This is a genomic window from Streptomyces physcomitrii, from assembly GCF_012273655.1.
Lineage (GTDB): Bacteria > Actinomycetota > Actinomycetes > Streptomycetales > Streptomycetaceae > Streptomyces > Streptomyces physcomitrii.
The window spans coordinates 286645-311571 of sequence record NZ_JAAWWP010000002.1; the positions used below are offsets into that span (position 1 = coordinate 286645).

Here is a 24927-nt window from a genome sequence, read left to right on the forward strand (position 1 = left end):
GCCGGAACCCGGTGCCTCCGGCGGGAACCCGGGTGAGGGCAGGGGGCGTCCTGGTCTGCGTAACGGACCTGCCGAGCGCCGCGGCCCGGTGTCGGTGTTCTTCGATACCCTCGACCCACAGCCGCCGACGCCCGCGGGAGGCGACCGGCTGTTCGCAGAGAGCGGGGAACGATGAGCCAGCCCAACCCGTACCAGGACGGGAACTACCAGTGGGGACCCGCGCAGGGCCAGGGCGCCCCGGGCTACGGATACCCGGGCGGCGCCCCGGGCTACGGCTACCCGCAGGGCGGCGCCCTGGTGCCCGGACAGGGCGGCGGCGCGGTACCGCTGCTGTCGCTGGGGGACATCACGGTGCTGCAGGACCGTATCGTCACCCCCGCGGGTGAACTCCCGCTCAAGGGCGCGGTGTGGAACGCCACCGACATGTCGCGCACCGAGGAGAAGATCCCGACCCATGCCGTGGTGCTCGCGATCATCTTCTTCATCTTCTGCCTGCTCGGACTGCTCTTCCTCCTGATGAAGGAGAAGAAGACCACCGGCTTCATCCAGGTCTCGGTCACCAGCGGCGGCCGCCACCACACCACGATGATCCCGGCCCAGGGCCCGCAGACCATGCCCCAGGTGATGGCCCAGCTCAACTACGCCCGCTCGCTCAGCTCCTGAGCCCCGGCGCTCTCCGGTGCCGCCCGCGCCGGCGGTACGTCATGGGCGGGGCACGGGTGTTGACGCCCGGGGACGCGCCCGAGGGACTTCCGTACGGGCGGGTGCCGTGCGCGGCGGCGAGGCTGCCGGGACCGGGTGCCCGGGCCGCCGATAATGCCGGGCGGCGGTCCGGACCGGCCCGGGGCCGCCCCGTACGGAAGGAGAGCGGCATGTCGCACACCGAGGTGGTCCGCGCGGTCCTGGAGAGCTATCTCGCCCAGGACCGCGTACGCGCCGAGCAACTCATCGCCCCCGACTACGTGTTCACCAGCCCGCAGGACGACCACATCGACCGGGCGGCCTTCTTCGACCGCTGCTTCCCGACCGCCGACCGGTTCCGCTCCCAGCACATCCTCCGGCTGGTACCGGCCTCCGAGGACGAGGTCTTCCTGCTGTACGAGTACGAGCTGACCACCGGCGCCCGGCACCGCAATGTCGAGCTGAGCCGGGTGCGGGACGGCATGCTCACCCGGACCGAGGTGTTCTTCGGCGGCCGGGTGGGGTGAACCAGGCGGACGGCGTGCGCCGGGCAGACCTGGTGGGCCGGGTGAACCGGTACCGGTGGGCCGTCACGCCTGGCGGGAGGCCAGCTCCACCACGGTGATGTCCGAGGGGGCGCCGACGCGGGTCGGCGGGCCCCAGGCTCCGGCGCCCCGGGAGACGTAGAGCTGGGTGTCGCCGTACTCCTCCAGACCGGCGAGCGTGGGGTTGGCGAGCCCGGCGACGAGGTTGCCGGGGAAGAGCTGGCCGCCGTGGGTGTGGCCGGAGAGCTGGAGGTCGACGCCGTGGCGGACCGCGTCGTGGATCACCACCGGCTGGTGGGCGAGGAGGACCGCGGCGCGGGAGCGGTCCCGGTCGCCGAGCGCCTTGGTGAAGTCGGGGCCCTGGCCCTCGCTCTCGCCCTGGACGTCGTTGACCCCGGCCAGGTCGAAGGCGCCGATCTCGACCCGGGCGTTCTCCAGGGGGTGCAGGCCCAGTTCGCGTACCTCGCGGACCCACTGCTCGGCGCCGGAGAAGTACTCGTGGTTGCCGGTCACGAAGAAGGAGCCGTGGCGCGCCCGCAGCTTCCGCAGCGGGGCCGCCGCCGGGCCGAGGTCCTTCACGCTGCCGTCGACCAGGTCGCCGACGACCGCGATCAGGTCCGGCTGGGTGGAGTTGATGGTCTCCACCACCTTCTCGGCGAAGCCGCGGCCGAGGATCGGGCCCAGGTGGATGTCGCTGACCACCGCGATCCGGAAACCGTGCGCCGCCCGCGGCAGCTTCGCGAGCGGCACGGTCACCCGCTTGACCTTGGGCCCGCTCAGCACGCCGTACGTCCCGGCCCCGACCGTCGCGACGGCCGCGGCGGCGGCTGCCCCGCCGACGACTCGGGAGACGAAGAGGCGGCGGGTGGGGGTGGAGGTGGTGGGAGCGGATGGGGAGGGGGTGGGAGCGGGGGCCGGGTCCGGGGATTGCCGGTCCTCGGATCCGGGATCGTGGGATCCGGGGTCCTGGCCCGCACGGTCCTGGGAGCCGCGATCCTGGGATCGCGGATCCGAGGATTCCGGGTCCTGGGATTCCGGGTCCGTGGACTCATGATCCGAGGACCGACGCTCCTCGGCCCCCTGACCCTCGGCCCCCTGACCCTGGGATCCCCGATCCTGGGACCCCTGATCCAGGGACTCCCCTTCCCGGGACTCCCGCCCCCGGTCCCCCCACCGCCCCCGCATCAGCAGCGGCCGCACCAACTCCCCCACCAGGAGCGCCAGCAGCAGATACAGCGACAGGGCCAGCCACAGGAACCCCGGCCAGGCCAGCACCCGCTGGAGCCAGAAGGGTGCCCCGGCGCGTTCGGTGGCGAGGGCGGCGAACATGCAGAGCGGGCCCGCCACGATCAGCACCGTGCCCGCGCGGCGTACCGGCCCGGGCCCGCGGGTGGTGTCGCGGAACAGGCGGCGCCAGACGTACCAGTGCAGGGCGGCGAAGGCCGCGAGTACGGCGAGGAAGATCAGGACGAAGACGACCACCACGGTGCGTCGGCCTTCCGGTGCGTCGGTTGCTGAGGGGTCCGGCTGCTCCCCGGGGTGTCCGGTGTCCCTCGGCCGCGGTGCGGGGAGGGGTGCCGTCCGCGGAGATGCCGGGCGGGCGGGCCGGTCATGCCGTCTGTCGCAGGGCGCGCAGTCCGCGCAACCCGATGGCTCCGACAACCGTCCCCAGAACAAAGGAGACGACGGCGAGCGTCAGGTGCACCCAGAAGTACGCGGTGGGGTCGCCGTCGTCGAAAGCGAGCCCGCTGCCGTCCTTGACGAGATTCTTGACGAAAGTGATCCAGATGACCCAGCTCCACACCCCGAAGGCGAGCAGGAACCAGGAGACGGGTCGGCTGAGCTTCATGCGCCCAGTATCGCTTTCGGCCCGGCCGGGCCCGGCGGCGGGTCCGCACCCCGGGCGCGAGGCGGCCGCGCCCGGCACCGGCCGGGGTGCCGGCGGCCGGAAGTCGACCGAAGGGCGGACCTCGCCGGGCGCGTCGCGCCGGGGGCCCTGTACGTTCTCGACCGTGCCTGTCTCGAAAAAGACCGCCTTCCTGGTCGCTTCCGCCTCCTTGCTCTGCCTGTCGCTCACCGCGCCCGCCCTGGCCGACGACAAGCCCAAGGACCCCTCCCCCCGTCCCACGGCGCCGATGTCCAAGCTCGGCGGCGAGCTGCTCGGCAAGCCCGGCACCCAGGTGCGCCTCGCGGGCGGGGCCCCGGTGCTGCCGAAGAAGCTGACCGGGCGCTCCTGGCTGGTCGCGGACGCCGAGTCGGGCGAGGTGCTCGCCGCGCACAACGCGCACTGGCGGCTGCCGCCCGCGAGCACCCTGAAGATGCTCTTCGCGGACACCGTGCTGCCGAAGTTCCCGAAGACCACGACCCACAAGGTCGCGGCGGCGGACCTCGCGGGCATGGGCGCCGGGTCGAGCCTGGTCGGCGTGAAGGAGGACCAGACGTACAGCGTGCACGACCTGTGGCTCGGGGTCTTCCTGCGCTCCGGGAACGACGCGGTGCATGTGCTCTCCGCGATGAACGGCGGCAAGAAGCAGACGGTCCGGGACATGCAGGAGCACGCCGAGGAGCTCCAGGCCCTGGACACCCATGTGGTCAGCCCGGACGGCTACGACGAGCCGGGCCAGGTCTCCTCCGCGTACGACCTCACCCTCTTCGCGCGGTCGGGGCTGCAGAAGAAGGACTTCCGGGAGTACGCGGCGACAGCCCGGGCGAAGTTCCCCGGGGAGGCGAAGAAGGGCAAGAAGCGCCCGACCTTCGAGATACAGAACACCAACCGCCTGCTGACCGGCGACTACGACCTGGACGCCTACCGCGGCATCGCGGGCGTGAAGAACGGCAACACCACCAACGCGGGCGCGACCTTCACCGGGGTCGCCGAGCGCGACGGCCGGGTGCTGCTCGTCACCGTGATGAACCCCTCCGCCAAGGAGCACGACGCGGTCTACAAGGAGACCGCGAAGCTCCTGGACTGGGGTTTCGCGGCCTCCGGCAAGACCGAGCCGGTGGGCAATCTGGTGCGCCCGAAGAGCGAGTCCGGTGAGGAGGGCGCCGCGGGCGGCAGCGGCGGCAAGGACGGCGGTGCCTCGGGCGGCGACGACACCGAGGTGCAGAAGGCGGACTCGGCCTCCTCCGGCGGGGTCGGCACCGCGCTCGGCATCGCCGGTGGTGTCCTGGTCCTCCTCGCCGCGGCCGCCTTCCTGGTCAACCGCCGCTGGCCGCTCCCCGACCTGGTCCGCCGCCGTCCTCGTCCCTGACCCCGGCGCCGTCCGCGTCCCCGGCCGCCGCGCCCCCGGCGCCCGCGTCACGGGCCTCGCCCGCGGCCGGATCGCCACCGGCGCCCGGACTGCCACCGACCGGACTGCCACCGCCGCCGTACGCCTCACCGGGTGCGGCGGCGGTGCCGGTGCCGGAGGTGTCGGTCCCGGTGACCGCGGTGGCGCCCCCCGCCGCCGCGCCCTCCTCGGGTCCCGCCACCGGGCCGGGCTCGTCCCACTTCACGCGGTCCGCCTCGGCCTCCGGGGAGGTGGCCGTCCAGGCGGCGCAGAAGAGCAGCAGCTTGGCGGTGAAGTTGATCCACAGCAGCAGGGCGACCGGGACGCCGAAGGTGCCGTACATGCTCTTGCCCGCGACGCCGCTGATGTAGCCGCCGAGCAGCAGCTTGAGCAGTTCGAAGCCGAGGGCGCCGATGAGGGCGGCGACGACCAGCGGGCGGCGGTGCGGTTCGGCGCCGGGCAGCAGGGTCAGTACGTAGAGCAGGATCAGGAAGTCGGCGAGGACGGCGACCGCGAAGGCGGCGAGCTGGAGCAGCACCCCGCCGAACCCGCCCTCCTCGATGCCGAGTTGGCGGCTGGTCCAGCCGACGGTGATCGAGGCGAGGGTGGAGACGACCATGGAGGCGAGGCCCGCGCCGCCGAGCCCGGCGAGGATGCCCGCGTCCTTGGCCTTGCGCAGGACGGGGTTCTCCTCGGGCTCCGGCAGCTCCCAGACCGCGCGCAGGCACTCGCGCATCGAGCCGACCCAGCCGATGCCGGTGAAGAGCAGCAGGGCGCCGGCGATCAGGCCGACGGTGCCGGCGTTGTCGACCAGGGCGCTGATGTCGAGTTCGTCGGAGATGCCGGGGACCTGTTCGGCCAGCTTGTCCTGGAGGTCCTGGCGGCGGCTGTCGCTGAGGGTGGCGGCGGCGACCGCGGCGCCCAGGGTGAGCAGCGGGAAGAGCGCCAGGAAGCTGATGAAGGTCATCGCCGCGGCGAGTTGGGACCACTTCACCTCGTCGAGGCGCTCGTAGGCGCGCCAGGGATGCGTCCGCATCAGGCGGGTGAAGCCCGGCCCCACCACAGGTAGGTTTTTCAGCCAGTCCATGATCTGCGTCTGCCCCCGTCACGTGGTCTCTACCGCTTACGGAGCCGGATTCCCCGGCGGAAACTGTTCCCTCTGCCGCCTGTTGCCGGAGCCCGGCGGGCTTGCCCGGTCCGCGACAGACGGAACTTCTCACTCGTATCGCCTATTTCACAGCATCTCGGTTGCGGCTTTGACAATAGTCCGCAATCCCGGCGATACCGTCCCTGCATGGCTCCTGAGTCCGCTGCACCCGCCCGTCCCGCCGCCCCGGCCCCCGCCGACTGGCCGGTCCCGGTCACCGGCTGGGGCCGCACCTCCGCCAGCTCCGCCCGCCTGCTGCGCCCGCGTTCGTACGAGGACGCGGCGGAGACGGTACGGGGCTGGGCGCTGCCCGGTGCGCGCGGCGGCATCCCGCGCGGGCTCGGCCGGGCGCACGGGGACGCGGCGCAGAGCGCGGGCGGCGCCGTGCTCGACATGACCGCGCTGAACCGCGTCCATGTCATCGACGTGGCCACCGGCACCCTGCTCACCGACGCGGGCGTCAGCCTCGCCCGGCTCGCCGAAGTGCTGCTGCCGCACGGCTGGTTCCTGCCGGTGAGCCCGGGCAGCGGGCAGGTGACGGTGGGCGGGGCGATCGGCGCGGACGTGCACGGGCTCGGCCACCGCGCGGCGGGCTCCTTCGCCCGGCACCTGCTCTCCCTCGAACTCCTCACCGCGGACGGCGAGGTGCGCACCGTCCCGCGCGGCACTCCCCTCTTCGACGCCACCACCGGCGGACTCGGCCTGACCGGGGCGGTGCTCACCGCCACCCTGCGCCTGCTGCGGGTGGAGACCTCCCTGCTGACGGTGGAGACCGAACGTGCCCCGGATCTCGACGACTTGCTGCACCGGATGAGCACCTCCGCACCGCCCCGCCGGTACGAGGCCGCCTGGATCGACCTGCTCGCCCGCGGCCGCTCCACCGGACGCGCCGCGCTGCTCCGCGCCGACCACCTGCCCGCCCGGGAGCTGCCCTCCCGGGCCCGGCGCGCCGCGGCGGCCCTCGGCCCCGGTCAAGGCCCGTATCCGCCGCGGCAGTTGGCGCCGGGCCCGCTCGGACTGCGGGCGACCGGCGCCTGGCAGGGCCTGCGGCTGCGCACCCTGCCCCGCACCGGTACCCGCCGCCTGTGCGAACTGGACGCCTTCTTCCACCCCCGCGAGGCACCCCGGCCCCGCCACCGCGGAGGCCTGATCCGCTACGAGTGCCTGCTGCCGTACGAGGCGCAGGGGACCCTGGAGCGACTGGTAAGGAGGCTGGCCCGGCGCGGCTGCCCGGCACCGCTCGCCCTGCTCCGCCGCTTCGGCGAGGGCGACCCGGGCTGGCTGTCCTTCGCGGCGCCCGGCTGGTCGCTCTGCCTGGACCTGCCCGCGCGGCTGCCCGGGCTCGGCGCCTTCCTGGACCGGCTGGACGAGGAGGTCGCGGCGGCGGGCGGCCGGGTCCGGCTCGCCGAGGACGCCCGGCTGCGGCCCGATCTCCTTGCCGCGATGTACCCGCGTCTGACCGAGTTCCGCGAGCTGCGCCGCACCCTCGACCCGCGCGGCCTGTTCGCCTCCGACCTCTCCCGGCGCCTGGATCTGTAGGCCCCTGTCGTCATCCAACCGCCCACCCCCGCACAGGAGTTGCCCATGAAGGACGCCTTCGGAGCCCCGCAGTCCCTGCTCGTCCTCGGCGCCACCTCCGAGATCGCGCTCGCCACCGCCCGGCGCCTGGTGGCCCGCCGCACCCGTACCGTCTGGCTGGCCGGGCGGCCCTCCCCGGAGCGGGAGTCGGCCGCCGGGTGGCTGCGCGCGCTCGGCGCCGCCGTGCACACCGTGGACTTCGACGCGCTGGACACCGCCGCCCACGAGGAGTGCCTCGGCAAGGTCTTCGCCGAGGGCGACATCGACATGGTGCTGCTCGCCTTCGGCGTCCTCGGCGACCAGGCGCACGACGAGAGCGACCCGGGCGCGGCGGTCCGGGTGGCGCAGACCAACTACACCGGCGCCGTCTCCGCGGGCCTGATCTGCGCCCAGGCGCTCCAGGAGCAGGGCCAGGGCTCCCTGGTGGTGCTCTCCTCGGTGGCCGCGGAGCGCGCCCGCCGCACCGACTTCATCTACGGCTCCAGCAAGGCCGGTCTCGACACCTTCGCCCAGGGCCTCGGCGACGCCCTGCACGGCACCGGGGTGCACGTGATGGTGGTCCGCCCGGGCTTCGTCCGCTCCCGGATGACCGAGGGCCGCGAGGAGCAGCCACTGGCCGCCACCCCGGAAGAGGTCGCCGTCGCCATCGAGTCAGGCCTGCGCCGCCGGGCCCAGACGGTCTGGGTGCCGGGCGCGCTGCGGGTGGTGATGTCGGCGGTGCGGCATCTGCCGCGGGGGGTGTTCCGGCGGCTGCCGATGTGAGGGGTCTGCCACGCTGAGCGACGCCCCGATCCCGGTGTCGGCGGCGGCCCCGAGGCCAGCCTCAGCAGCAAATCGAGGCCAGGACCGGCAGCGGCCCCGGGCGCGGGCTCACCGGCGGCTGGGGGTGCCCTGGCTGGCCGGGTGGGTGGCCTGCGGGGGGACCGTGAGGGGGCCGAAGGGGAAGTCGCGCAGGCGGCGCCAGACGGCGTCGGCGCCCTGTTCGTAGAGCGCGAAGCCGTGGCAGGTCCAGGCGGCCTCGTACTCGGCCAGTTCCGCGTAGGCGCGGTCCATGGCGGCCTCGTCGATGCCGTGCGCCACGGTGACGTGCGGGTGGTACGGGAACTGCAGCTCGCGGGCGACCGGGCCCTCGGGGTCGCGCAGCTCCTGCTGGAGCCAGGTGCAGGCGGAGCCGCCCTCGGCGACCCGGACGTAGACCACCGGGGAGAGCGGGCGGAAGGTGCCGGTGCCGGCGAGGCGCATCGGGAAGGCCCGGCCCTGGGCCGCGACCTCGGCGAGGTGCTTCTCGATCGCCGGGACCGTGGCGCCGTCCACCTCGGTCGGCGGGATGAGCGTGACGTGGGTGGGAATGCCGTGTGCCGCGCGGTCGCCGAAGCCCGCACGCCGCTCCTGGAGCAGGCTGCCGTGAGGCTCCGGGACCGCGATCGAGACGCCGATCGTTACGGTCCCCACGTCGTCTCCCGTCGGGTAGGTGGGATGGGGTGGCTGGGAAGAGCTCTTGTGTTGTCGCGCCGTGGTCCTGCCCGGCGTCCCGCGCCGGTCCTGCCGGTCCGCGCCCCCGCACGGTGGCGGTGGCCCGGCCCTCCTGCGCGGTGGCCGCCCGGCCTGGGCCGGGGGCCGCCTCCTGTCGCTTGTGTCGCCTTTCGTGGCGCCTGGGGCGGCCCTACGACTGTACGACGCTTTTGGGTCAGTGCTTAGCGGGAAGCAGGCCGACCTTCTCGTAGGCCTGGGCGAGGGTCTCGGCGGCGACGGCCCGCGCCTTCTCGGCACCCTTGGCGAGCAGGGAGTCGAGGGTCTCCGGGTCGTCCATGTACTGCTGGGTGCGCTCCCGGAAGGGTGTGACGAATTCGACCATCACCTCGGCCAGGTCCGTCTTCAGCGCACCGTAGCCCTTGCCCTCGTACTTCTGCTCCAGTTCCGGGATTCCGGCACCCGTGAGGGTGGCGTAGATGGTGAGGAGGTTGCTGACCCCGGGCTTCTTCTCGGCGTCGTAGCGGATCACGGTGTCGGTGTCGGTGACCGCGCTCTTGACCTTCTTCGCGGTGGTCTTCGGCTCGTCGAGGAGGTTGATGAGCCCCTTCGGCGTGGACGCCGACTTGCTCATCTTGATCGCCGGGTCCTGGAGGTCGTAGATCTTCGCCGTCTCCTTCAGGATGTACGGCGCGGGCAGCGTGAAGGTCTGCCCGAAGCGGCCGTTGAAGCGCTCGGCGAGGTCGCGGGTCAGCTCGATGTGCTGGCGCTGGTCCTCGCCGACCGGCACCTGGTCGGCCTGGTAGAGCAGGATGTCGGCGACCTGGAGGATCGGGTACGTGAACAGGCCGACGGTGGCCCGCTCGGCGCCCTGCTTGGCCGCCTTGTCCTTGAACTGCGTCATCCGGGAGGCCTCGCCGAAGCCGGTCAGGCAGTTCATGATCCAGCCGAGCTGCGCGTGCTCGGGCACATGGCTCTGCACGAAGAGGGTGCAGCGCTCCGGGTCGACCCCGGCGGCGAGCAGCTGGGCGGCGGCGAAGCGGGTGTTCGCCTTCAGCTCGGCCGGGTCCTGCGGCACCGTGATCGCGTGCAGGTCGACGACCATGTAGAAGGCGTCGTGGCTCTCCTGGAGCGCCACCCACTGGCGCACCGCGCCGAGGTAGTTGCCGAGGTGGAACGAGCCCGAGGTGGGCTGGATCCCGGAGAGCACGCGGGGCTTGTTCGAGGCCATGGGCCCATTCTCTCAGGTGTCCGCGACAGCCGGGAAACGGATCACCGACAGTTCGGAACGCGTGCCGGTCTCCGCGCCGGTCGACGGTGCGGCAGAGGGGTGCGGCAGAGGGGCGTGCGCCGGACTGTCCGGAGAGCCGGGTACCGGTGGCGTCCCGCCCGGTGTGCGGAGTCGATGAGCCCCCGGTGTGCGGGGTCGATCAGCTATACCTGGGCCGGATCAGGCCGGTGGCCGTACGAGGCCGGACGAGGAAGGGGACAGCGCCGCCGACGGACAGCATGATGGCCTTCCGGACGCAGACCGTGGAGGGCACCGATGGCAGGGCGAGAGTTGTCCCGAGCGGAGTTCGTAAAGCGTCGGCGCGCCTCCCGCTTCGTCGGGCGGCAGGGGGAGCTGAGAGTTTTCCAGGCGAACCTGGAAGGCGGCACCGGTGCCGCTGACTACCAGGTCCTGTTCCATGTGCGCGGGATCGCGGGGGTCGGCAAGACCTCGTTGACGCGGCAGTGGGACAGCCTGGCTCGTGATCAGTTCGCGGCGGTGACCGCGTGGGTCGACGAAGAAGTGCACAGTGCCGTGGAGGCCATGACCGCGATCAGCGAGCAACTCGGCCGACAGGGCTGGGCGTTGAAGGGCCTGGACAAGCAGCTCGCGACCTACCGGCAACGTCGGCACGAGGCGGAGCTGGAGGCGGCAAGCCTGTCGGCAACCGGAGCAGAGGGCCAGGAACCGTCGGCGTCCGCCTCCAGCACCGTGATCACGCAGTTGGGCTTGGCGGGCTTGAGCACGGTGCCGGGACTGGGGTCGTTCACAGGAGCGTTCGACGCCAAGGAGATGGCGCAGGCGACCGATCGGCTGCGCGTGGCACTCCGCTCGCGTTTCCGCAGCCACGAGGATGCGGAACTGGTGCTGGCGCCGCTGCGCGTGCTGACTCCCTTATTCGTCCGGGAGCTGGCCGAGGTCGCGCGGCGCACTCCGTGGGTGGTGCTGTTCTTCGACACCTACGAGCAGACCGGACCGATGCTGGACGGTTGGCTGAGCGGTTTGCTGATCGAGAACGAGTACGGCGAACTGCCGCTGAACGTGGTCGTCGTGCTGTCCGGGCAGAGCGTTCTGGAAGCCCGCCACTGGGCGGACTGCCTGGACATGATCGCTTCGGTGCCGCTGGAGATCTTCAGCGAGGACGAAGCCCGGCAACTGCTGGCGCGCAAGGGCATCACCCAGAGCCGACTGGTGGAGATGATCCTGGAGCTGTCCGGGCGCCTGCCGGTTCTGGTCGACACCCTCGCGCAGGCCCCGCCCGGCGACCCCGAAGAGATCGGCGACCCCGCCGACACCGCCGTCGAGCGCTTCCTGAAATGGATCCCCGACACCGCCAGACGAACCATGGTCCTGGCCTGTGCCCTGCCCCTGCATCTGAACGAGGACATCCACCGCACCGCTGTCGGCGCATCCGGACCCGAGGGGTACGCGTGGCTGCGTGGCCTGCCTTTCGTCACCGGGCACGCCGGCCGCTCTCGCTACCACCAAGTCGTGCGCACCCAGATGCTCCGTGTCCAGCGCGCCCTCTCCCCCACCCAGTGGGCCGAGGACCACACACGCCTCGCCCAGGCCTTCGGACAATGGCGCGAAGCCCTGGAGACCAGCCTTTCGGCAGAGGACCACTGGGACGACCCGAACTGGCGTGATCTCCGCCTCAACCAGACCTACCACCAGTTGTGCGCGCACCCGCGTACTGCCCTGCCGGACGCACTCCACGAGATCACCCAGGCATGCGATCACGGGACAGCGGCCCTGAGCCGCTGGGCTCAGACACTCGTCCAGGCCGGTGGCGACATCGACTCCCGCGATCTCTCCCAGCTGGGTCAGAAGCTTCAGGACCTCACCGGCGAATCCGCCGGTGTCATCCCCGCCCTGACATTGATCCTCACCGGATCAGGCGCCACCACTGCCACCCGAGCACTCGCCCACAGCATCCGAGGCCGAGAACACCGCGAAGCCGAAGACTACGAAGCCGCCCTCACCGACTACAACACCGCCCTTCACCACGACCCGAACCTCGCGAGGGCTCACTCAGGCCGTGGAGTGACGCATCTGCTGATGAATCGCTTAGCGGAAGCCCGCAACGACCTCGACCGCTCCGTCGAGTTGGACCCGGACGACACGTGGGCCGTCCTGATGCTCAGTTTGATCTACCGGATCACCGGGCGGGGTTCAGAGGCCCTCGCAGATCTGAACCGTGTCATCGAGCGCGAACCTGACTACGCCTTCGCCATCGCCAGCCGCGGCCAGACCTACCGGCTGATGGAACGCTACGACGACGCACTCACCGACCTCAACCGCGCCATCGAACTCGACCCCGGCGAAGCCTGGACCATCACCGACCGCGCTGAGACCTACCGGCTGACGGGGCACTACGACGACGCACTCACCGACTTCGACCGCGCCATCGAACTCGACCCCGACTACGCCTTCGCCATCGGCAGCCGCGGCCAGACCTACCAGCTGACGGGGCACTACGACAACGCACTCACCGACCTCAACCGCGCCATCGAACTCGACCCCGACACTGCCTGGACCATCGCCAGCCGCGGTGAGACCTACCGGCTGACGGGACGCTACGACGACGCACTCACCGACTTCGACCGCGCCATCGAACTCGACCCCGACTACGCCTTCGCCATCGGCAGCCGCGGCCAGACCTACCGGCTGACGGGGCACTACGACAACGCACTCACCGACCTCAACCGCGCCATCGAACTCGACCCCGACACTGCCTGGACCATCGCCGCCCGCGGTGAGACCTACCGGCTGACGGGGCACTACGACAACGCACTCACCGACTTCGACCACGCCATCGAACTCAACCCCGACGACGCCTTCGCCATCGCCAGCCGCGGCCAGACCTACCAGCTGACGGGGCACTACGACAACGCACTCACCGACCTCAACCGCGCCATCGAACTCAACCCCGACTACCTCTTCGCCATCGGTAGCCGCGGTGAGACCTACCGGCTGATGGGACACTACGACGACGCACTCACCGACTTCGACCGCGCCATCGAACTCGACCCCGACTACGCCTTCGCCATCGCCAGCCGCGGCCAGACCTACCGGCTGACGGGGCACTACGACAACGCACTCACCGACCTCAACCGCGCCATCGAACTCGACCCCGACGAAGCCTGGACCATCGCCGCCCGCGGTGAGACCTACCGGCTGACGGGGCACTACGACAACGCACTCACCGACTTCGACCGCGCCATCGAACTCAACCCCGACTACGCCTTCGCCATCGCCAGCCGCGGCCAGACCTACCAGCTGACGGGGCACTACGACAACGCACTCACCGACCTCAACCGCGCCATCGAACTCAACCCCGACTACCTCTTCGCCATCGCCAGCCGCGGCCAGACCTACCAGCTGACGGGGCACTACGACAACGCACTCACCGACCTCAACCGCGCCATCGAACTCAACCCCGACTACCTCTTCGCCATCGCCAGCCGCGGCCAGACCTACCAGCTGATGGGACGCTACGACGACGCACTCACCGACTTCGACCGCGCCATCGAACTCGACCCCGACTACGCCTTCGCCATCGCCAGCCGCGGCCAGACCTACCGGCTGACGGGGCACTACGACAACGCACTCACCGACCTCAACCGCGCCATCGAACTCGACCCCGACGAAGCCTGGACCATCGCCGCCCGCGGTGAGACCTACCGGCTGACGGGGCACTACGACAACGCACTCACCGACTTCGACCGCGCCATCGAACTCAACCCCGACTACCTCTTCGCCATCGCCAGCCGCGGTGAGACCTACCAGCTGATGGGACGCTACGACAACGCACTCACCGACTTCGACCGCGCCATCGAACTCAACCCCGACGACGCCTTCGCCATCGCCATCCGCGGCCACACCTACCGGCTGATGGGACGCTACGACAACGCACTCACCGACCTCAACCACGCCATCGAACTCGACCCCGACGACGCCTTCGCCATCGCCATCCGCGGTGAGACCTACCAGCGGATGGAACGCTACGACGACGCACTCACCGACTTCGACCGCGCCATCGAACTCGACCCCGACGACGCCTTCGTCATCGCCATCCGCGGCCACACCTACCGGCTGATGGGACGCTACGACGACGCACTCACCGACCTCAACCACGCCATCGAACTCGACCCCGACGACGCATTCGCCATCGCCATCCGCGGCCACACCTACCAGCGGACGGGACGCTACGACGACGCACTCACCGACCTCAACCACGCCATCGAACTCAACCCCGACACCGCCTGGACCATCGACAGCCGCGGCCAGACCTACCGGCTGATGGGACGCTACGACGACGCACTCACCGACTTCGACCGCGCCATCGAGCTGGATGGGGAGAACGGCTGGGCTGTTCTGGAAAGTGCTGTGGTTCTGCGGCTTCAAGGGCTGCCGGAAGGGGATGCCCGGTGGCAGCGTGCCGTGGAACTCTTCGCGGCCGCCGCGGCGGAAGAGGGCGCGGGCGCGAGGTCGGCAGGGAATCTGTTGGTGGGTCTGTGCGGTCTCCCTGACTGGGGTCGCGCTCAAGAGCAGTTGGAAGCGCTTCTGCGTGCCGCTCCGCACAGGTACGCCATCGAGGAAGTGCTCCGCGACTTGGCAGACCTTCGGAGCGCGCTTCCTGTGGAGGCCGGACAACTCGACCCCCTTGTGCATCGTCTGCGAGAGGCCTTGGAACAGACGACTCAGGATTCTGAGCAGGAGACCTGATCCGCTGAGCCCCCGGCCCCGGACCTCACCCCACCGCCCGGCACAGGGCCTGGAGTGCCCCCTGCCAGGCGTGGTCCGGTGGGGTGCCGTAGCCGACGACGAGGGCGTCCGGGGTCTCGCCGGTTGCCGCCGGGTGGCGGTAGGCGCGCAGGCCGGAGACGGCGAGTCCGTGCCAGGCGGCGGAGCGGAGCACCGACTGCTCGGTGCCCGGCGGGAGTTCGAGCACCGCGTGCAGTCCGGCGGCGATCCCGCGGGGCCGCACCCGGGGCGCGTGCGCGGCGAGGGCGGCGACGAGCTGGTCGCGGCGGCGCCGGTAGCGCAGCCGCATCGCGCGCACCTGGCGGTCGTAGGCGCCGGAGTCGAGGAACTCCGCGAGGGTGAGCTGGTCCGGTGTCCCGCAGGCCCAGTCGCGGGTGCCCCGGGCGGCGGCGACCGCGTCGGCGAGCGGGCGGGGCAGCACCATCCAGCCGAGCCGGAGCCCGGGGGCGAGGGATTTGCTGACGGTGCCGAGGTAGACGACGCGTTCGGGGTCGAGGCCCTGGAGGGCGCCGACGGGCTGGCGGTCGTAGCGGAACTCCCCGTCGTAGTCGTCCTCCAGGATCAGCCCGCCGGTGCGGCGGGCCCAGTCGAGGACGGCGGCCCGGCGGTCGGGGCTGAGCGGGTCGCCCATCGGGAACTGGTGGGCGGTGGTCAGCAGGGCCGCGCCCGGGTTCCGTTCGTCGAGCGGGCCGGGGTCCGTGCCGAGCCGGTCGAAGGGGAGCGGGCGGGTGGCCAGTCCGCCGCGTTCCAGGATCCGCCGGTGGTCGGCGACCCCGTAGGACTCGGTCGCCACCTCGCGTACGCCACGGGCCCGCAGCACCTCGTCGAGGAGGACCAGGGCGTGCGCGAACCCGGCGCAGATGACGAGGCGTTCGGGGTCGGCGTGCACCCCGCGCGCCCGGGGCAGATAGGCGGCGAGCGCGGCGCGCAGCTCGGGCCTGCCGCGCGGGTCGGAGTAGCCGAAGGCCTCGTTGGGGGCGTGGGTGAGGGCCTTGCGGGCGGCCTTGAGCCAGGCGGTGCGCGGGAAGGCGGCCAGATCGGGGAAGCCGGGGCGCAGGTCGTGCACCGGCCCGGCCGGGGCGGTGGGCAGCGCGGGCGCGGCCTCGGGCCTCGGCACCGCGCGGGCGGCGACCCGGGTGCCGGAGCCCTGGCGGGCGGTGAGCCAGCCCTCGGCGACCAGATCGGCGTAGGCCTCGGCGACGGTGTTGCGGGCGATGCCCAGGTCGGCGGCGAGGCCGCGGGAGGAGGGCAGCCGGGTGCCGGGGGCGAGCCGGCCGCCGCGTACCGCCTCGCGCAGGGTGTGGGTGAGCCCGGCGCGCAGGCCCGGTCCGGAGGGTTCCAGATGCAGGTCCACGCCGAGAGTGGCCCAGGATTTAGCCATGGAAGTGGACCATACCGCCGGGTCACCGACGATTTAGCGTAAAGGGCATGACCACCGAGAACGACACCGCGAAGACCCCCGCCCGTACCGCCCGCAAGACCACCGACGCCCGCTTCTCGGCCGAGCAGCCGACCCGCCTGGACTGGACGAAGCTGCGGCCCGACGTCTACAAGGCCCTGGCCACCCTGGAGCAGGTCTCCCGGGTCGGCCTGGAGCCGGACCTGCTGCACCTGGTGCGGACGCGCGCCTCCCAGCTGAACCACTGCGCCTTCTGCGTCGACATGCACACCAAGGACGCGCTGGCCGCCGGGGAGACCGTGCAGCGTCTGATGCACCTCGGCACGCTGGAGGAGTCCCCGCACTTCTACACGGAGCGGGAGCTGGCGGCCCTGGAGTTGACCGAGGCGGTGACCGTGCTCACCGACGGCTTCGTCCCGGACGAGGTCTGGGGGCGGGCCGCCGCGCACTTCGACGAGGAGGAGCTGACCGGGCTGCTCGCCGCGATCGTCGCGATCAACGCCTGGAACCGCTACGGCGTCGCGACCCGCATGCGCGCGGGTGACTACAAGGCGGGCGACGTCCACCACTGAGGGCGCGGCGGCCCGGGCGCAGAGACGCGCAGACGCAGAAAGGCACGGACACACCAGACGCCCGTACGCACGAGAGGTCCGGACACACGAGAGGCGAGGAGTCGGTCCTCCTCGCCACTCTCAAGGTATAGCGCACAGGGGGGCTTGCGGCAAGGCCCCCCTTGTCCCGCAGAATCAGCGGCTCAAAGCCATGACCTGCGGAAATGGGAGTGCTAAGTGCGTGTGCTGTTGACGTCGTGGGGGTCGCGCGGGGATGTCGAACCGCTGGCCGGGCTGGCCGTCGCCCTGCGGGAGCTGGGCGCCGAGGCGCGGGTGGCGGCGCCGCCGGACGAGGAGTTCCGGGTGCTCCTGGAGCGGGCCGGGGTGCCGCTGGTGCCGCTCGGCCCGACGGTGGCCTCGATCGTCGTACGACCCAAGCCGCCGACCCATGCGGACGCCTTCCGGCTGGCGCCCGAGCTGGTCACCGCCCGCTTCGAGACGCTGCTGCCGGCGGCCGAGGACTGCGAGCTGGTCCTGGCGACGGGGCTGATGCCCGCCGGGGCGCGGGACGTGGCCGAGAAGCTGGGCATCCGCTACCGGCTGGCCTGCTTCCACACCCTGGGTCTGCCCTCCCGGCACTTCCCGCCGGGGGCGCGGCCCGGCAAGCAGTCCGCCGAGGGCGAGACCGACAACCGGGTGCTGTGGCGCCAGGACGCGGAGCGGGTGAACGCCCTGTACGGGGAGGCGCTGAACCGGCACCGGGCGGAGCTGGGCCTGCCGCCCGTCGACGACGTCCGCGGGCATGTCCTCGGCGACCGGCCGATGCTGGCCGCGGACCCGCTGCTCTGGCCGGGGCAGGACCGGACCGATCTCGAACTGGAGCAGACCGGCGCCTGGATCCTGCCCGACACCCGTCCCCTCCCGGACGGTCTGGCCGAGTTCCTGGACGCGGGCGAGCCGCCCGTCTACGTGGGCTTCGGCAGCATGGCCGCCTTCGCCCCCAAGGACATCGCCCGGGTGGCGACCGAGGCGGGCCGGGCGCTGGGCCGCCGGGTGCTGCTCGCCTCCGGCTGGGCGGGACTGACCGCGATCGACGAGGCGGAGGACTGCTTCGTGGTCGGTGACGTCAACCAGCAGGCGCTCTTCCCCCGGGTGGCCGCCGTCGTGCACCACGGCGGCGCGGGCACCACGCAGGCGGCGGCCCGCGCTGGGGCGCCGCAACTGGTGGTCCCCCGCATCGCGGACCAGCCGTCCTGGGCCGCCCGGGTGGCCGAACTGGGCATCGGCACCGCCCATCCGGACCCGGAGCCGACGGTGGAGTCCCTCTCGGCCGCGCTCGCCGGAGCCCTTGCCCCGGCCGTCCGGGAGCGGGCCGCGACCGTCGCCGGGACGATCCGCCACGACGGCGCCCAGGTGGCGGCCCGGCTGCTGCTCGACGGGGCGGACCGGCCGGCCTGAGCCCCGCCCTCGTCGGCAGCCGCCGCCACCGGTAGGGGTCGCGGACGGCGAACCGGGCGGGTACGGGGCCGGGTTGTACCTCTGCGGAACAGCGCGCGGCCGATCACGGCCCGACGCGCGGGGTAGAGAGAAGAGGCGGGGAGAAGGGATCGGAGAAGCCGGTCACACACCCGGACACAGCACACGCGTCACCGGCCCCTGAGCGGGCTGGTGACGCGCGGCGAGAACGCTTCCTGCTGCCATGCCCAAGACCCTAGGCGTGGCAGTACGCGGTGATCCATGTACGCCGTGTGAAATGTACGGCGCGGTCAACTCCCCTGCGGAGGAGGCGAGTTGTTCCGTCAGCCGGCGACGGCGAAGGAGAGGAAGGCGGTCCAGGCAGCGGCCGGTACGGCGAACTGCGGGCTGGACTCGCCGAGTTTGGAGTCACGGAGGTGGATCGTCTGGGGGCAGGCGGCCACCTCTACGCAGGCGCCGCCCTCGGAGTCGCTGTGGCTGGACTTGTGCCAGTCCAGGGCTACTTCAAGGCAGTCGCCGCCCTGGTTGTCGCTGTAGCTGGACTTGTGCCAGTCCAGAGCTACTTCAAGGCAGTTCCCGCCCTGGTTATCGCTGTAGCTGGACTTGAACCAGTGCAGCCGACTGTTCATAGCGACTCCGCCACCTCTCTGATAAACGCGGCCGACTCCTCAACTCCCAGAGCCTGCATGCGGATCATCCCATAGGCCTGAGTGAGGGCGCTCACCCTGTTTGCGTCAGCGTGCAACGCGCTCGTCTCCGGGCCCTCCACGTAGGCGAAGTGCTCGTGTTCAGATGTCTCCAGGAGCACAAACGGTCCATTGAGTTCTTGGCCGTTTCCACGCCCGAACGGCAGCACTTGAATCATGACATTACGCAATTCACCTGCCTTGAGCAGGTTGTGCAGCTGCTCCTTCATCACCTCCGGCCCACCGATTCTCGTACGCAACGCGGCCTCATGGATGACGAAGACGAAGGAGGTCTTGGGACGCCGTTCCAGAGCCTCACTTCGCTCAAGCCTGCCTCGAACTCGCTCCTCGATGGTGTCGTCATCAAGGGGTGGGCAGCTTTCGCCGATCAGCGCAGTCGCGTAAGGGCGGGTCTGCAAGAGACCAGGGATGAGCCCGAACTCGTAGACGTTCAGGACGGTGGCCTCCTTCTCCAAAGCCATGAACTCCTGTGACCGCGCCGGGTACGGCTCCGGCTTCAGGTACTCGTACGCCGCGATGAGCTTGCCCTGCGCCCCGCACAACGCGTCGCAGGTGCGCAGGAGATGGAGCGTCGGCCGTCGCCGTCCGTACTCCATGGACTTCACGTACTCGTAGTTGTAGACGGCCTCGTCGGCGAGGGTCTGGCGGGAGACGCCCGCGGTCTCGCGCCACAACTTGATCTGGTTTCCGCAGTACCGCCAAGCGGCGGGCGTCTGTGCTGCTTTCGGTTCCTGCGCCATGGGGACCCCTCCGAACGCTGAGCGCATGTCCTCGGCAGGTACCCGTACGCTCCGTACCCGCCTCGCTACTCGCGACATTAGGGCGCGCTGGCCAGTCTGAACCGGGTAACCGACAAAACCCCACCCGCAAGGATCACTTGGCCATGCCGACCCCCTCACCACAACGCCCGCCCGGCACCTCCGCACTCCCCCGTGACCGGCTCCCCCTGGACGTGGCCTGGATGCTGCCGCGCCATCCGCGCAGTGTCGGACGGGCGCGGCGGCGGCTGCGGCAGCAACTGGACGCCTGGAAGGTTCCCGAGGCGCTGACCGAGACGGCGGTGCTGCTGCTCAGCGAGTTGATGACCAACGCCTACCAGCACGCCAGGGCCACCCCGGGCCGGGAGATCCTGACCCGCTGCGAACTGTCGGCGGAGCGGCTGCGGATCGAGGTCTCCGACGCGGGCGACACCCTGCCCGAACCGCGCACCGTCACCGTCGAGGAGGAGTCGGGGCGCGGGCTCGCCCTGGTGGCCGCGCTCTCCGACAACTGGGGTGCCCAGCTGCGCAGTTGCGGCATCGGCAAGACGGTGTGGTGCGAGTGGGCGTTACCGCGGGAGTAGGCGGCGCCCACCGGGGGGCGGCTGCGTACCGGTGCGTGATCCGGAAGCGGCGGAACCGGAGCGGCCCGCACGGGTGTCTCAGGCCGGGAACAGCTGTCGCGGCCGGTCGGACGGACCTCTCCGGACCGTCCCGCCCGGCCGCCACCGACCAGAGGAGCGCACCACCTTGGCACCCTCCACGAACCCCCGCGGCCTCGCCCCCAGTCGCCGCACCCTGCTCGGCCTCGGCGCGGGCACGGCGCTGGCCGCCGCGGTCTCCCTCGCCTCGGCGGGCTCCGCCGCGGCGGGCACCGCGGGCGTACCGGGCGGCGGACTCTCCCGCGAACTGCGGGCGCTGGAAGGCCGGTTCGGCGCCCGGCTCGGGGTGTTCGCGCGGAACGCGGTCACCGGCGCAAGCGTGCGGTACCGCGCCGGGGAGACCTTCCCGATCTGCTCCGCCTTCAAGACCCTCGCCACGGCGGCGGTGCTGCGCGACCTCGACCAGAACGGCGAGTTCCTCGCGAAGACGATCCGCTACACCGCGCAGGAGGTCGAGGACTCGGGGTACGGGCCGATCACCGGTGAGCCGGAGAACCTCGCCCACGGGATGAGCGTCGAGGCGCTGTGCGCGGCGGCCGTCTCGTACAGCGACAACGCGGCGGCCAATCTGCTGCTGCGCGAACTCGGCGGCCCGCGTGCCGTCACCCGCTTCTGCCGCTCGCTCGGGGACCCGGTCACCCGGCTGGACCGCTGGGAGCCCGAGCTGAACTCGGCGGAGCCCTGGCGCACCACCGACCTGACGACCCCGGCCGAAGTCGGCCTGGACTACGGCCGGTTGGTGCTCGGCAAGGCACTGCCGCGCGGCGACCGGGAGCTGCTCACCGGCTGGCTGCGCGGCAACACCACCGGCGACGCGCGGCTGCGCGCGGGACTGCCCGAGGACTGGACGGTCGCCGACAAGACCGGCACCGGCGAGTACGGCACCACCAACGACGTCGGCATCGCCTGGACCGGGGACGGCACCCCGCTGATCCTCTCCGTCCTCGCCACCCAGCCGGACCCGGAGGCCCCGGCGGTGGACGCGCTCATCGCGGAGACCGCCCGGCTCCTGGTCCCCGCGCTGGTCTGAGCCCCGGCCCGCGCCGCGCCCAACCGGGGCGCGGGCCACTCGGCGGACGCGCCGCGCTCAGCACCCCGTACCGCTCAGCACTCCGTACCGAAGCAGAGGCCGCGCAGGACCGTGCGGTGCACCTTGCGCTGCGCGGGCCAGTCGGCGGCCGGGCCCTGGCTGAGGACCGTCCACAACTGGCCGTCCGCGCCCCGTACGACCCGGTCGACGGTGCGCAGCCGGACGCCGAACTCCTGGCTGTCGGCGGAGTAGTCCAGCTCGGCGGCCGGGCCGCGGGGGTCGTCGGGCAGGTCCTTGAGGCTGTGGCGGTCGTAGCCCGGGGCGCCGTCGATGAAGGTCTCGGCGAGTTCCAGGGTGCCGCGCGGGGTGGCGTCCTCCTCGGTGACCGGGAAGACCTGGACACGGCGGGGGCCGCCGGACTGCTCGTAGTAGTAGAGGGTGACGCCCTTCTCGCCGGACTTGGTGCGCCGCTGCCAGCCCTTGGGGACCACCAGGCTGAACTCGTCCTCGGTGACGGCCCGGTAGCCGGGCGGGGGCTCCTTCGGGGCGCTCGGCGTGGTCGGTGGCGCGGAGGTCTCGGCGGTCACGGGCGGCTCGGAGGGGCCCGGGGCGCTCCCGGCCGAGGCGGAGGCGCTCGGCTTGTCCTCGCCGCGGTCGCCGTCCCCGCTTCCGGCGAGCAGCAGCCCGCCGAGGCCGCCGCCCATCAGCGCCAGCGCGAGCACGGCGGCGACGGCACCGGCCCGGCCCCGGTACCAGGGTCCGCCGGGGCCCTGCGACGGCACCGGATGCGAGGAGCGCGAGACGGGCCCCGCGTGCCGCCACTGGCCGTCGGGCCCGAACTCCCCCTGGTCACCGGCGGCGTACTGGTGCTGCTCGGCCACCGGGGAGTCGGCGCGGCCCGGTCCCGGACCGCCGCCGGGGCCGAACCCACCGTCGGTGGGCGGGTGTTGACCGCCTTCCGGGTCCGGGTGCGGGCGCGGGGCGAACTCCGGGCGCGGTGGCGGCGGCGGGGTGTAGGGCGCGCGGGGACCGTCGTCCCAGCGCCCGGTCTCCGGGTTCCAGCCGAAGCCCTCGTCCTGTCCGGCCATGCGCTCACCCGCCCGCGAAGGCGCCGAGCGCCTGGGTGACCGTCGCCGCCGAGGCCAGGAAACCGGTGAGCGCGCCCGCGGCGGTCAGCGCCCGGCGCAGCCGGACCCGGCGGCCCTGGTCGGCGGCGCCCTGCTCCTCGATCTCGGCCTCGGCACCGGCGAGTTCGGCGTCCAGGTGCTCCCGCTCGGCGGAGGCGACCAGGGCGGTCAGCTCCGGGTTCAGGCCCTGCCGTCCGGCCGCCTCGACCAGTCGCGCGAGGTCGGCCCGCATGTCCTGGACGGCCCGCAGCAGCTCCTCCTGCTCGGGCGGGCGGGGGCCGGGGAGCGCCCCGTACACCTGGTTGCTCACCTTGTTGCCGTCGCCGATGGCGAAGGCGCCGTGCACGTTCCCGATGCTGATGGGGCCGCGGCCGGGCCGCTCGGCGGGGCCTGGGGTGCCGCTCGGGGCGGCCTGCTGCTCAGGGTCGGTCGTCATCGGTTCCTCCCGGTTCCGGGTTCGCCGCGCGGGGTGCGGGGCGCGGGGCGCCCTGCTGCGGCGGCACCGTGGGTCCGGCCGGCTCCGCCCGCCGCGGCGGTGGTTGGGGTGCTGGGGGTGGGGTCGGGGCGCCGGGCGGGGTGCCGCGGCGGGCCTCGGTCTCGGCGGCGCGCCGCCGCTCGGCCTCGGCGGCGAGGCGGGCCTCGGCGGCGGCCTCGGCCGACCGGCGGGCACCGGCCGCGGCCTCGGCGGCCTGCTCCTGGTTGCCGACCGTGTTGTGGTCGCCGATGGCCAGGGCGCCCTGGACGCTCTCGATGTGCACGCCGCCGCCGCTGACGTTGACGATCTTCTGCGCGAACTCGTCGGTGCGGTAGCCCGCTTCGCGCAGCACCTCCCGTACGCCGTGCGCGATCCGGTCCTGGACGGACTTCAGATAGCGCCTGACGTCCATCTCCTGGAAGAGCGACTGCTCGCTGTCGCTGCCGAGTTCGCGTACCGAGCGGGCGGGGCCGTCCGGCAGCGCGCTCTCGTGGCCGCCGGTGAGGGTGCGCCAGCTCAGCGCGGTGCCGCGGCCGAGCACCACCACGGCGAAGGGCAGCGAGCGCGGGACCCGGCCGAGCGCCCAGGCCGCCTTGCCGAGCGGGGTGTTGTTCCGGTACTGGTGCGCGAAGCGGTCGGCCTCCCCGAAGGACTCGCGCACCGGGCGCAGTACGTGCGGGGCGATCTCCAGCATCAGCATGCCGCCCTGGGTGTGCACCCGCACGAAGACCGTGGTGACGATCTCCTCCTCCCAGCCGCCGACCCGGGCCCGCAGGAAGTGCCGCCGGGTCTCGCCGCCCTCCTCCACCGCCTCGTCGCGGTGCCGGCGGAAGGCGGAGTCGCCGTACGGGGCGAGGTCGCGGCGGGGCAGACCGGCCACCGGCAGGAAGACGCACTCGTCGGTCTCCAGGCCGCGCAGCCGGTCCCGCACCACGGTGGCGGCGGCCGGGGCGGGCAGCCGGAGCTGGGCGAGCAGCGCGTCGATCCGGCGCAGGATCTTGCGGTTGCTCAGCGGTTCCGGGGGCGCCGGGCGGTCGGGGTCGGGGCGCAGTTCGACCGCGAGGGTCCAGCCGTCCACCGGCCTGCCCGCACCGCAGAAGGGCCGCGCCGGGTGGTACATCACCAGCGGGGCGTGCTGCTCGACCCGGATCCGCTCGCGCAGCCGCTGGAAGCGCCCGCCGGCCGCGCTCTCCGCGGGGTCGGCGGCCATGTCCGGGAAGCGCCGCGGGTCCAGCTCGTGGGTCAGGGCGTGCGCGATGTGGCCGCGCTGGCCCGCCAGGCAGCCCGCGACCAGCAACAGGACCACCAGCGAGGTCCAGGCGTGGAAGGGGCCGATGTCCTGGGCCGCGTCCGAGAACCAGGCCTCCGCGCCCGGGAACCCCTGGAAGAGGACGAAGAAGATCCCCGCGCCGACGAACGCGACCTCGCCGTCGACCTGGCCCAGGCCGACCAGGACCGACGAGAGCAGGGTGAACAGCAGGAGCAGCCCGCCGAGCCAGCGCAGCACCAGGGCGGTGAGCCGGCGCTGGGCGGCCCCTCCGCTTCCCCCGGGGGCGCGCAGCTTCGCCGCCAGTGCGAGCAGCAGGCTGGGCAGCAGGAAGGAGAGCAGCAGATAGCGGCTGAGCACCGCGCCGAGCACCCAGAGGGCCAGGATGCCGCCCGCCCAGCCGAGATCGAGGCGGCGGGCGCGCAGGGCGTGGGCGAGGACCCGGGCCGCGTCCCAGCCGAGCGAGGGCGCGACGACCCGCTCCTCGTGCACGTACAACTCGTCGATGACCGCGTCCCGGTAGGCCGGGTCGACATAGGCCCCGGCGCACAGCAGCCGGGTGGCCTCGCTCGCGCCCGGGGGCACGACACCCTGGGCGGGCGTCCGCGCGGTGGATCCTTCCGCGGCGTCAGGTGGCCGCGGGGTGGTCTGGTCCGTCACAACTCTCCCGGTGCCAGGACTTCCCCGCGGTCCGCGATCTGCTCGGCCCTCGGCTCCTGCCTCGGCTCCTACGGCTGAACTGCCG

The 24927-nt window shown here is 72.5% G+C and carries 20 protein-coding genes and 1 pseudogene; 10 read left to right on the plus strand and 11 right to left on the minus strand.

Going from position 1 to position 24927, the window contains the following annotated elements:
* Positions 1–171 precede the first annotated feature (171 nt).
* Complete coding sequence (locus HFV08_RS04480; protein ID WP_168536090.1) at positions 172–663, plus strand: hypothetical protein; 492 nt, start codon at positions 172–174, stop codon at positions 661–663.
* A 209-nt stretch (positions 664–872) separates the two neighbouring features.
* Positions 873–1208 carry a DUF4440 domain-containing protein gene (locus HFV08_RS04485; protein WP_168536092.1) on the plus strand — a complete coding sequence of 112 codons (336 nt, stop codon included), beginning with the start codon at positions 873–875 and terminating at the stop codon, positions 1206–1208.
* Positions 1209–1271: 63 nt separating this feature from the next.
* Here the strand turns inward: HFV08_RS04485 and HFV08_RS04490 are convergent, their stop codons facing one another.
* On the minus strand, positions 1272–2711 hold the full coding sequence (locus tag HFV08_RS04490) for a metallophosphoesterase (RefSeq protein WP_168536094.1): 1440 nt from the start codon (positions 2709–2711) through the stop codon (positions 1272–1274).
* A gap of 124 nt (positions 2712–2835) precedes the next feature.
* Positions 2836–3075, minus strand: coding sequence for an SCO4848 family membrane protein (locus tag HFV08_RS31360; RefSeq protein WP_246341495.1), 240 nt, complete (start codon positions 3073–3075; stop codon positions 2836–2838).
* A 163-nt stretch (positions 3076–3238) separates the two neighbouring features.
* On the opposite strand from HFV08_RS31360, the gene HFV08_RS04495 reads away from it, so the two are divergent.
* Positions 3239–4480 carry a D-alanyl-D-alanine carboxypeptidase family protein gene (locus tag HFV08_RS04495; RefSeq protein WP_359707018.1) on the plus strand — a complete coding sequence of 414 codons (1242 nt, stop codon included), beginning with the start codon at positions 3239–3241 and terminating at the stop codon, positions 4478–4480.
* A gap of 184 nt (positions 4481–4664) precedes the next feature.
* Here HFV08_RS04495 and HFV08_RS04500 read toward each other — a convergent pair.
* Positions 4665–5585 (minus strand): annotated as a pseudogene (locus HFV08_RS04500) (YihY/virulence factor BrkB family protein); the annotation flags it as partial.
* A 207-nt stretch (positions 5586–5792) separates the two neighbouring features.
* On the opposite strand from HFV08_RS04500, the gene HFV08_RS04505 reads away from it, so the two are divergent.
* A complete protein-coding gene (locus HFV08_RS04505; RefSeq protein WP_168536100.1) occupies positions 5793–7184 on the plus strand; it encodes an FAD-binding oxidoreductase in 1392 nt (463 codons plus the stop codon).
* A 45-nt stretch (positions 7185–7229) separates the two neighbouring features.
* The gene (gene dprE2 / locus HFV08_RS04510) at positions 7230–7985 is read left to right on the plus strand and encodes a decaprenylphospho-beta-D-erythro-pentofuranosid-2-ulose 2-reductase (RefSeq protein WP_168536102.1); all 756 of its coding nucleotides are present in this window, start codon (positions 7230–7232) and stop codon (positions 7983–7985) included.
* A gap of 108 nt (positions 7986–8093) precedes the next feature.
* Here dprE2 and HFV08_RS04515 read toward each other — a convergent pair whose 3' ends face one another.
* Together HFV08_RS04515 and trpS are read right to left on the minus strand one after the other, a co-directional pair.
* The gene (locus tag HFV08_RS04515) at positions 8094–8675 is read right to left on the minus strand and encodes a 2'-5' RNA ligase family protein (protein WP_168536104.1); all 582 of its coding nucleotides are present in this window, start codon (positions 8673–8675) and stop codon (positions 8094–8096) included.
* A 235-nt stretch (positions 8676–8910) separates the two neighbouring features.
* On the minus strand, positions 8911–9924 hold the full coding sequence (trpS, locus tag HFV08_RS04520; protein WP_040252930.1) for a tryptophan--tRNA ligase: 1014 nt from the start codon (positions 9922–9924) through the stop codon (positions 8911–8913).
* A 315-nt stretch (positions 9925–10239) separates the two neighbouring features.
* On the opposite strand from trpS, the gene HFV08_RS04525 reads away from it, so the two are divergent.
* On the plus strand, positions 10240–14691 hold the full coding sequence (locus HFV08_RS04525; RefSeq protein WP_168536106.1) for a tetratricopeptide repeat protein: 4452 nt from the start codon (positions 10240–10242) through the stop codon (positions 14689–14691).
* 25 nt (positions 14692–14716) lie between these two features.
* Here the strand turns inward: HFV08_RS04525 and pdxR are convergent, their stop codons facing one another.
* Positions 14717–16111: a MocR-like pyridoxine biosynthesis transcription factor PdxR gene (pdxR, locus tag HFV08_RS04530; protein WP_168536108.1), complete on the minus strand. Its 1395-nt coding sequence runs from the start codon at positions 16109–16111 to the stop codon at positions 14717–14719.
* A 47-nt stretch (positions 16112–16158) separates the two neighbouring features.
* Here pdxR and HFV08_RS04535 point away from each other — a divergent pair, with 47 nt between their 5' ends.
* Positions 16159–16701 carry a carboxymuconolactone decarboxylase family protein gene (locus tag HFV08_RS04535; RefSeq protein WP_168536110.1) on the plus strand — a complete coding sequence of 181 codons (543 nt, stop codon included), beginning with the start codon at positions 16159–16161 and terminating at the stop codon, positions 16699–16701.
* A gap of 216 nt (positions 16702–16917) precedes the next feature.
* Positions 16918–18138 carry a glycosyltransferase gene (locus HFV08_RS04540; RefSeq protein WP_168536112.1) on the plus strand — a complete coding sequence of 407 codons (1221 nt, stop codon included), beginning with the start codon at positions 16918–16920 and terminating at the stop codon, positions 18136–18138.
* A gap of 341 nt (positions 18139–18479) precedes the next feature.
* Here HFV08_RS04540 and HFV08_RS04545 read toward each other — a convergent pair whose 3' ends face one another.
* Both HFV08_RS04545 and HFV08_RS04550 read right to left on the minus strand, forming a co-directional pair.
* Positions 18480–18785, minus strand: a complete 306-nt coding sequence (locus HFV08_RS04545; protein ID WP_168536114.1) for a DUF397 domain-containing protein — start codon at positions 18783–18785, stop codon at positions 18480–18482.
* Complete coding sequence (locus tag HFV08_RS04550; protein ID WP_168536116.1) at positions 18782–19603, minus strand: helix-turn-helix domain-containing protein; 822 nt, start codon at positions 19601–19603, stop codon at positions 18782–18784. The genes HFV08_RS04545 and HFV08_RS04550 overlap by 4 nt, the downstream gene beginning before the upstream one ends.
* Before the next feature lie 143 nt (positions 19604–19746).
* On the opposite strand from HFV08_RS04550, the gene HFV08_RS04555 reads away from it, so the two are divergent.
* Complete coding sequence (locus HFV08_RS04555; protein ID WP_246341497.1) at positions 19747–20205, plus strand: ATP-binding protein; 459 nt, start codon at positions 19747–19749, stop codon at positions 20203–20205.
* 166 nt (positions 20206–20371) lie between these two features.
* Entirely contained in the window at positions 20372–21313 is a 942-nt protein-coding gene (gene bla / locus HFV08_RS04560; RefSeq protein WP_246341498.1) for a class A beta-lactamase, read from the plus strand.
* Between the two features lie 74 nt (positions 21314–21387).
* Here the strand turns inward: bla and HFV08_RS04565 are convergent, their stop codons facing one another.
* From HFV08_RS04565 to HFV08_RS04575, 3 genes are read right to left on the minus strand one after another with little or no spacing between them, the layout of a single operon-like run.
* The gene (locus tag HFV08_RS04565) at positions 21388–22401 is read right to left on the minus strand and encodes a serine/threonine kinase C-terminal domain-containing protein (RefSeq protein WP_168536118.1); all 1014 of its coding nucleotides are present in this window, start codon (positions 22399–22401) and stop codon (positions 21388–21390) included.
* A gap of 4 nt (positions 22402–22405) precedes the next feature.
* Positions 22406–22876 carry a hypothetical protein gene (locus HFV08_RS04570; protein ID WP_168536120.1) on the minus strand — a complete coding sequence of 157 codons (471 nt, stop codon included), beginning with the start codon at positions 22874–22876 and terminating at the stop codon, positions 22406–22408.
* On the minus strand, positions 22860–24842 hold the full coding sequence (locus HFV08_RS04575) for an AbeC-like domain-containing protein (RefSeq protein WP_168536122.1): 1983 nt from the start codon (positions 24840–24842) through the stop codon (positions 22860–22862). Before HFV08_RS04575 ends, HFV08_RS04570 begins: the two co-directional genes overlap by 17 nt.
* Between the last annotated feature and the right edge of the window lie 85 nt (positions 24843–24927).

Coding starts and splice junctions, on each gene's coding strand:
- HFV08_RS04480 (WP_168536090.1), top strand. CDS start 172: ATGAGCCAGCCCAACCCGTACCAGGACGGGAACTACCAGTGGGGACCC.
- HFV08_RS04485 (WP_168536092.1), top strand. CDS start 873: ATGTCGCACACCGAGGTGGTCCGCGCGGTCCTGGAGAGCTATCTCGCC.
- HFV08_RS31360 (WP_246341495.1), bottom strand. CDS start 3,075: ATGAAGCTCAGCCGACCCGTCTCCTGGTTCCTGCTCGCCTTCGGGGTG.
- HFV08_RS04505 (WP_168536100.1), top strand. CDS start 5,793: ATGGCTCCTGAGTCCGCTGCACCCGCCCGTCCCGCCGCCCCGGCCCCC.
- dprE2 (WP_168536102.1), top strand. CDS start 7,230: ATGAAGGACGCCTTCGGAGCCCCGCAGTCCCTGCTCGTCCTCGGCGCC.
- trpS (WP_040252930.1), bottom strand. CDS start 9,924: ATGGCCTCGAACAAGCCCCGCGTGCTCTCCGGGATCCAGCCCACCTCG.
- HFV08_RS04525 (WP_168536106.1), top strand. CDS start 10,240: ATGGCAGGGCGAGAGTTGTCCCGAGCGGAGTTCGTAAAGCGTCGGCGC.
- pdxR (WP_168536108.1), bottom strand. CDS start 16,111: ATGGCTAAATCCTGGGCCACTCTCGGCGTGGACCTGCATCTGGAACCC.
- HFV08_RS04535 (WP_168536110.1), top strand. CDS start 16,159: ATGACCACCGAGAACGACACCGCGAAGACCCCCGCCCGTACCGCCCGC.
- HFV08_RS04545 (WP_168536114.1), bottom strand. CDS start 18,785: ATGAACAGTCGGCTGCACTGGTTCAAGTCCAGCTACAGCGATAACCAG.
- HFV08_RS04550 (WP_168536116.1), bottom strand. CDS start 19,603: ATGGCGCAGGAACCGAAAGCAGCACAGACGCCCGCCGCTTGGCGGTAC.
- HFV08_RS04555 (WP_246341497.1), top strand. CDS start 19,747: ATGCCGACCCCCTCACCACAACGCCCGCCCGGCACCTCCGCACTCCCC.
- HFV08_RS04565 (WP_168536118.1), bottom strand. CDS start 22,401: ATGGCCGGACAGGACGAGGGCTTCGGCTGGAACCCGGAGACCGGGCGC.
- HFV08_RS04570 (WP_168536120.1), bottom strand. CDS start 22,876: ATGACGACCGACCCTGAGCAGCAGGCCGCCCCGAGCGGCACCCCAGGC.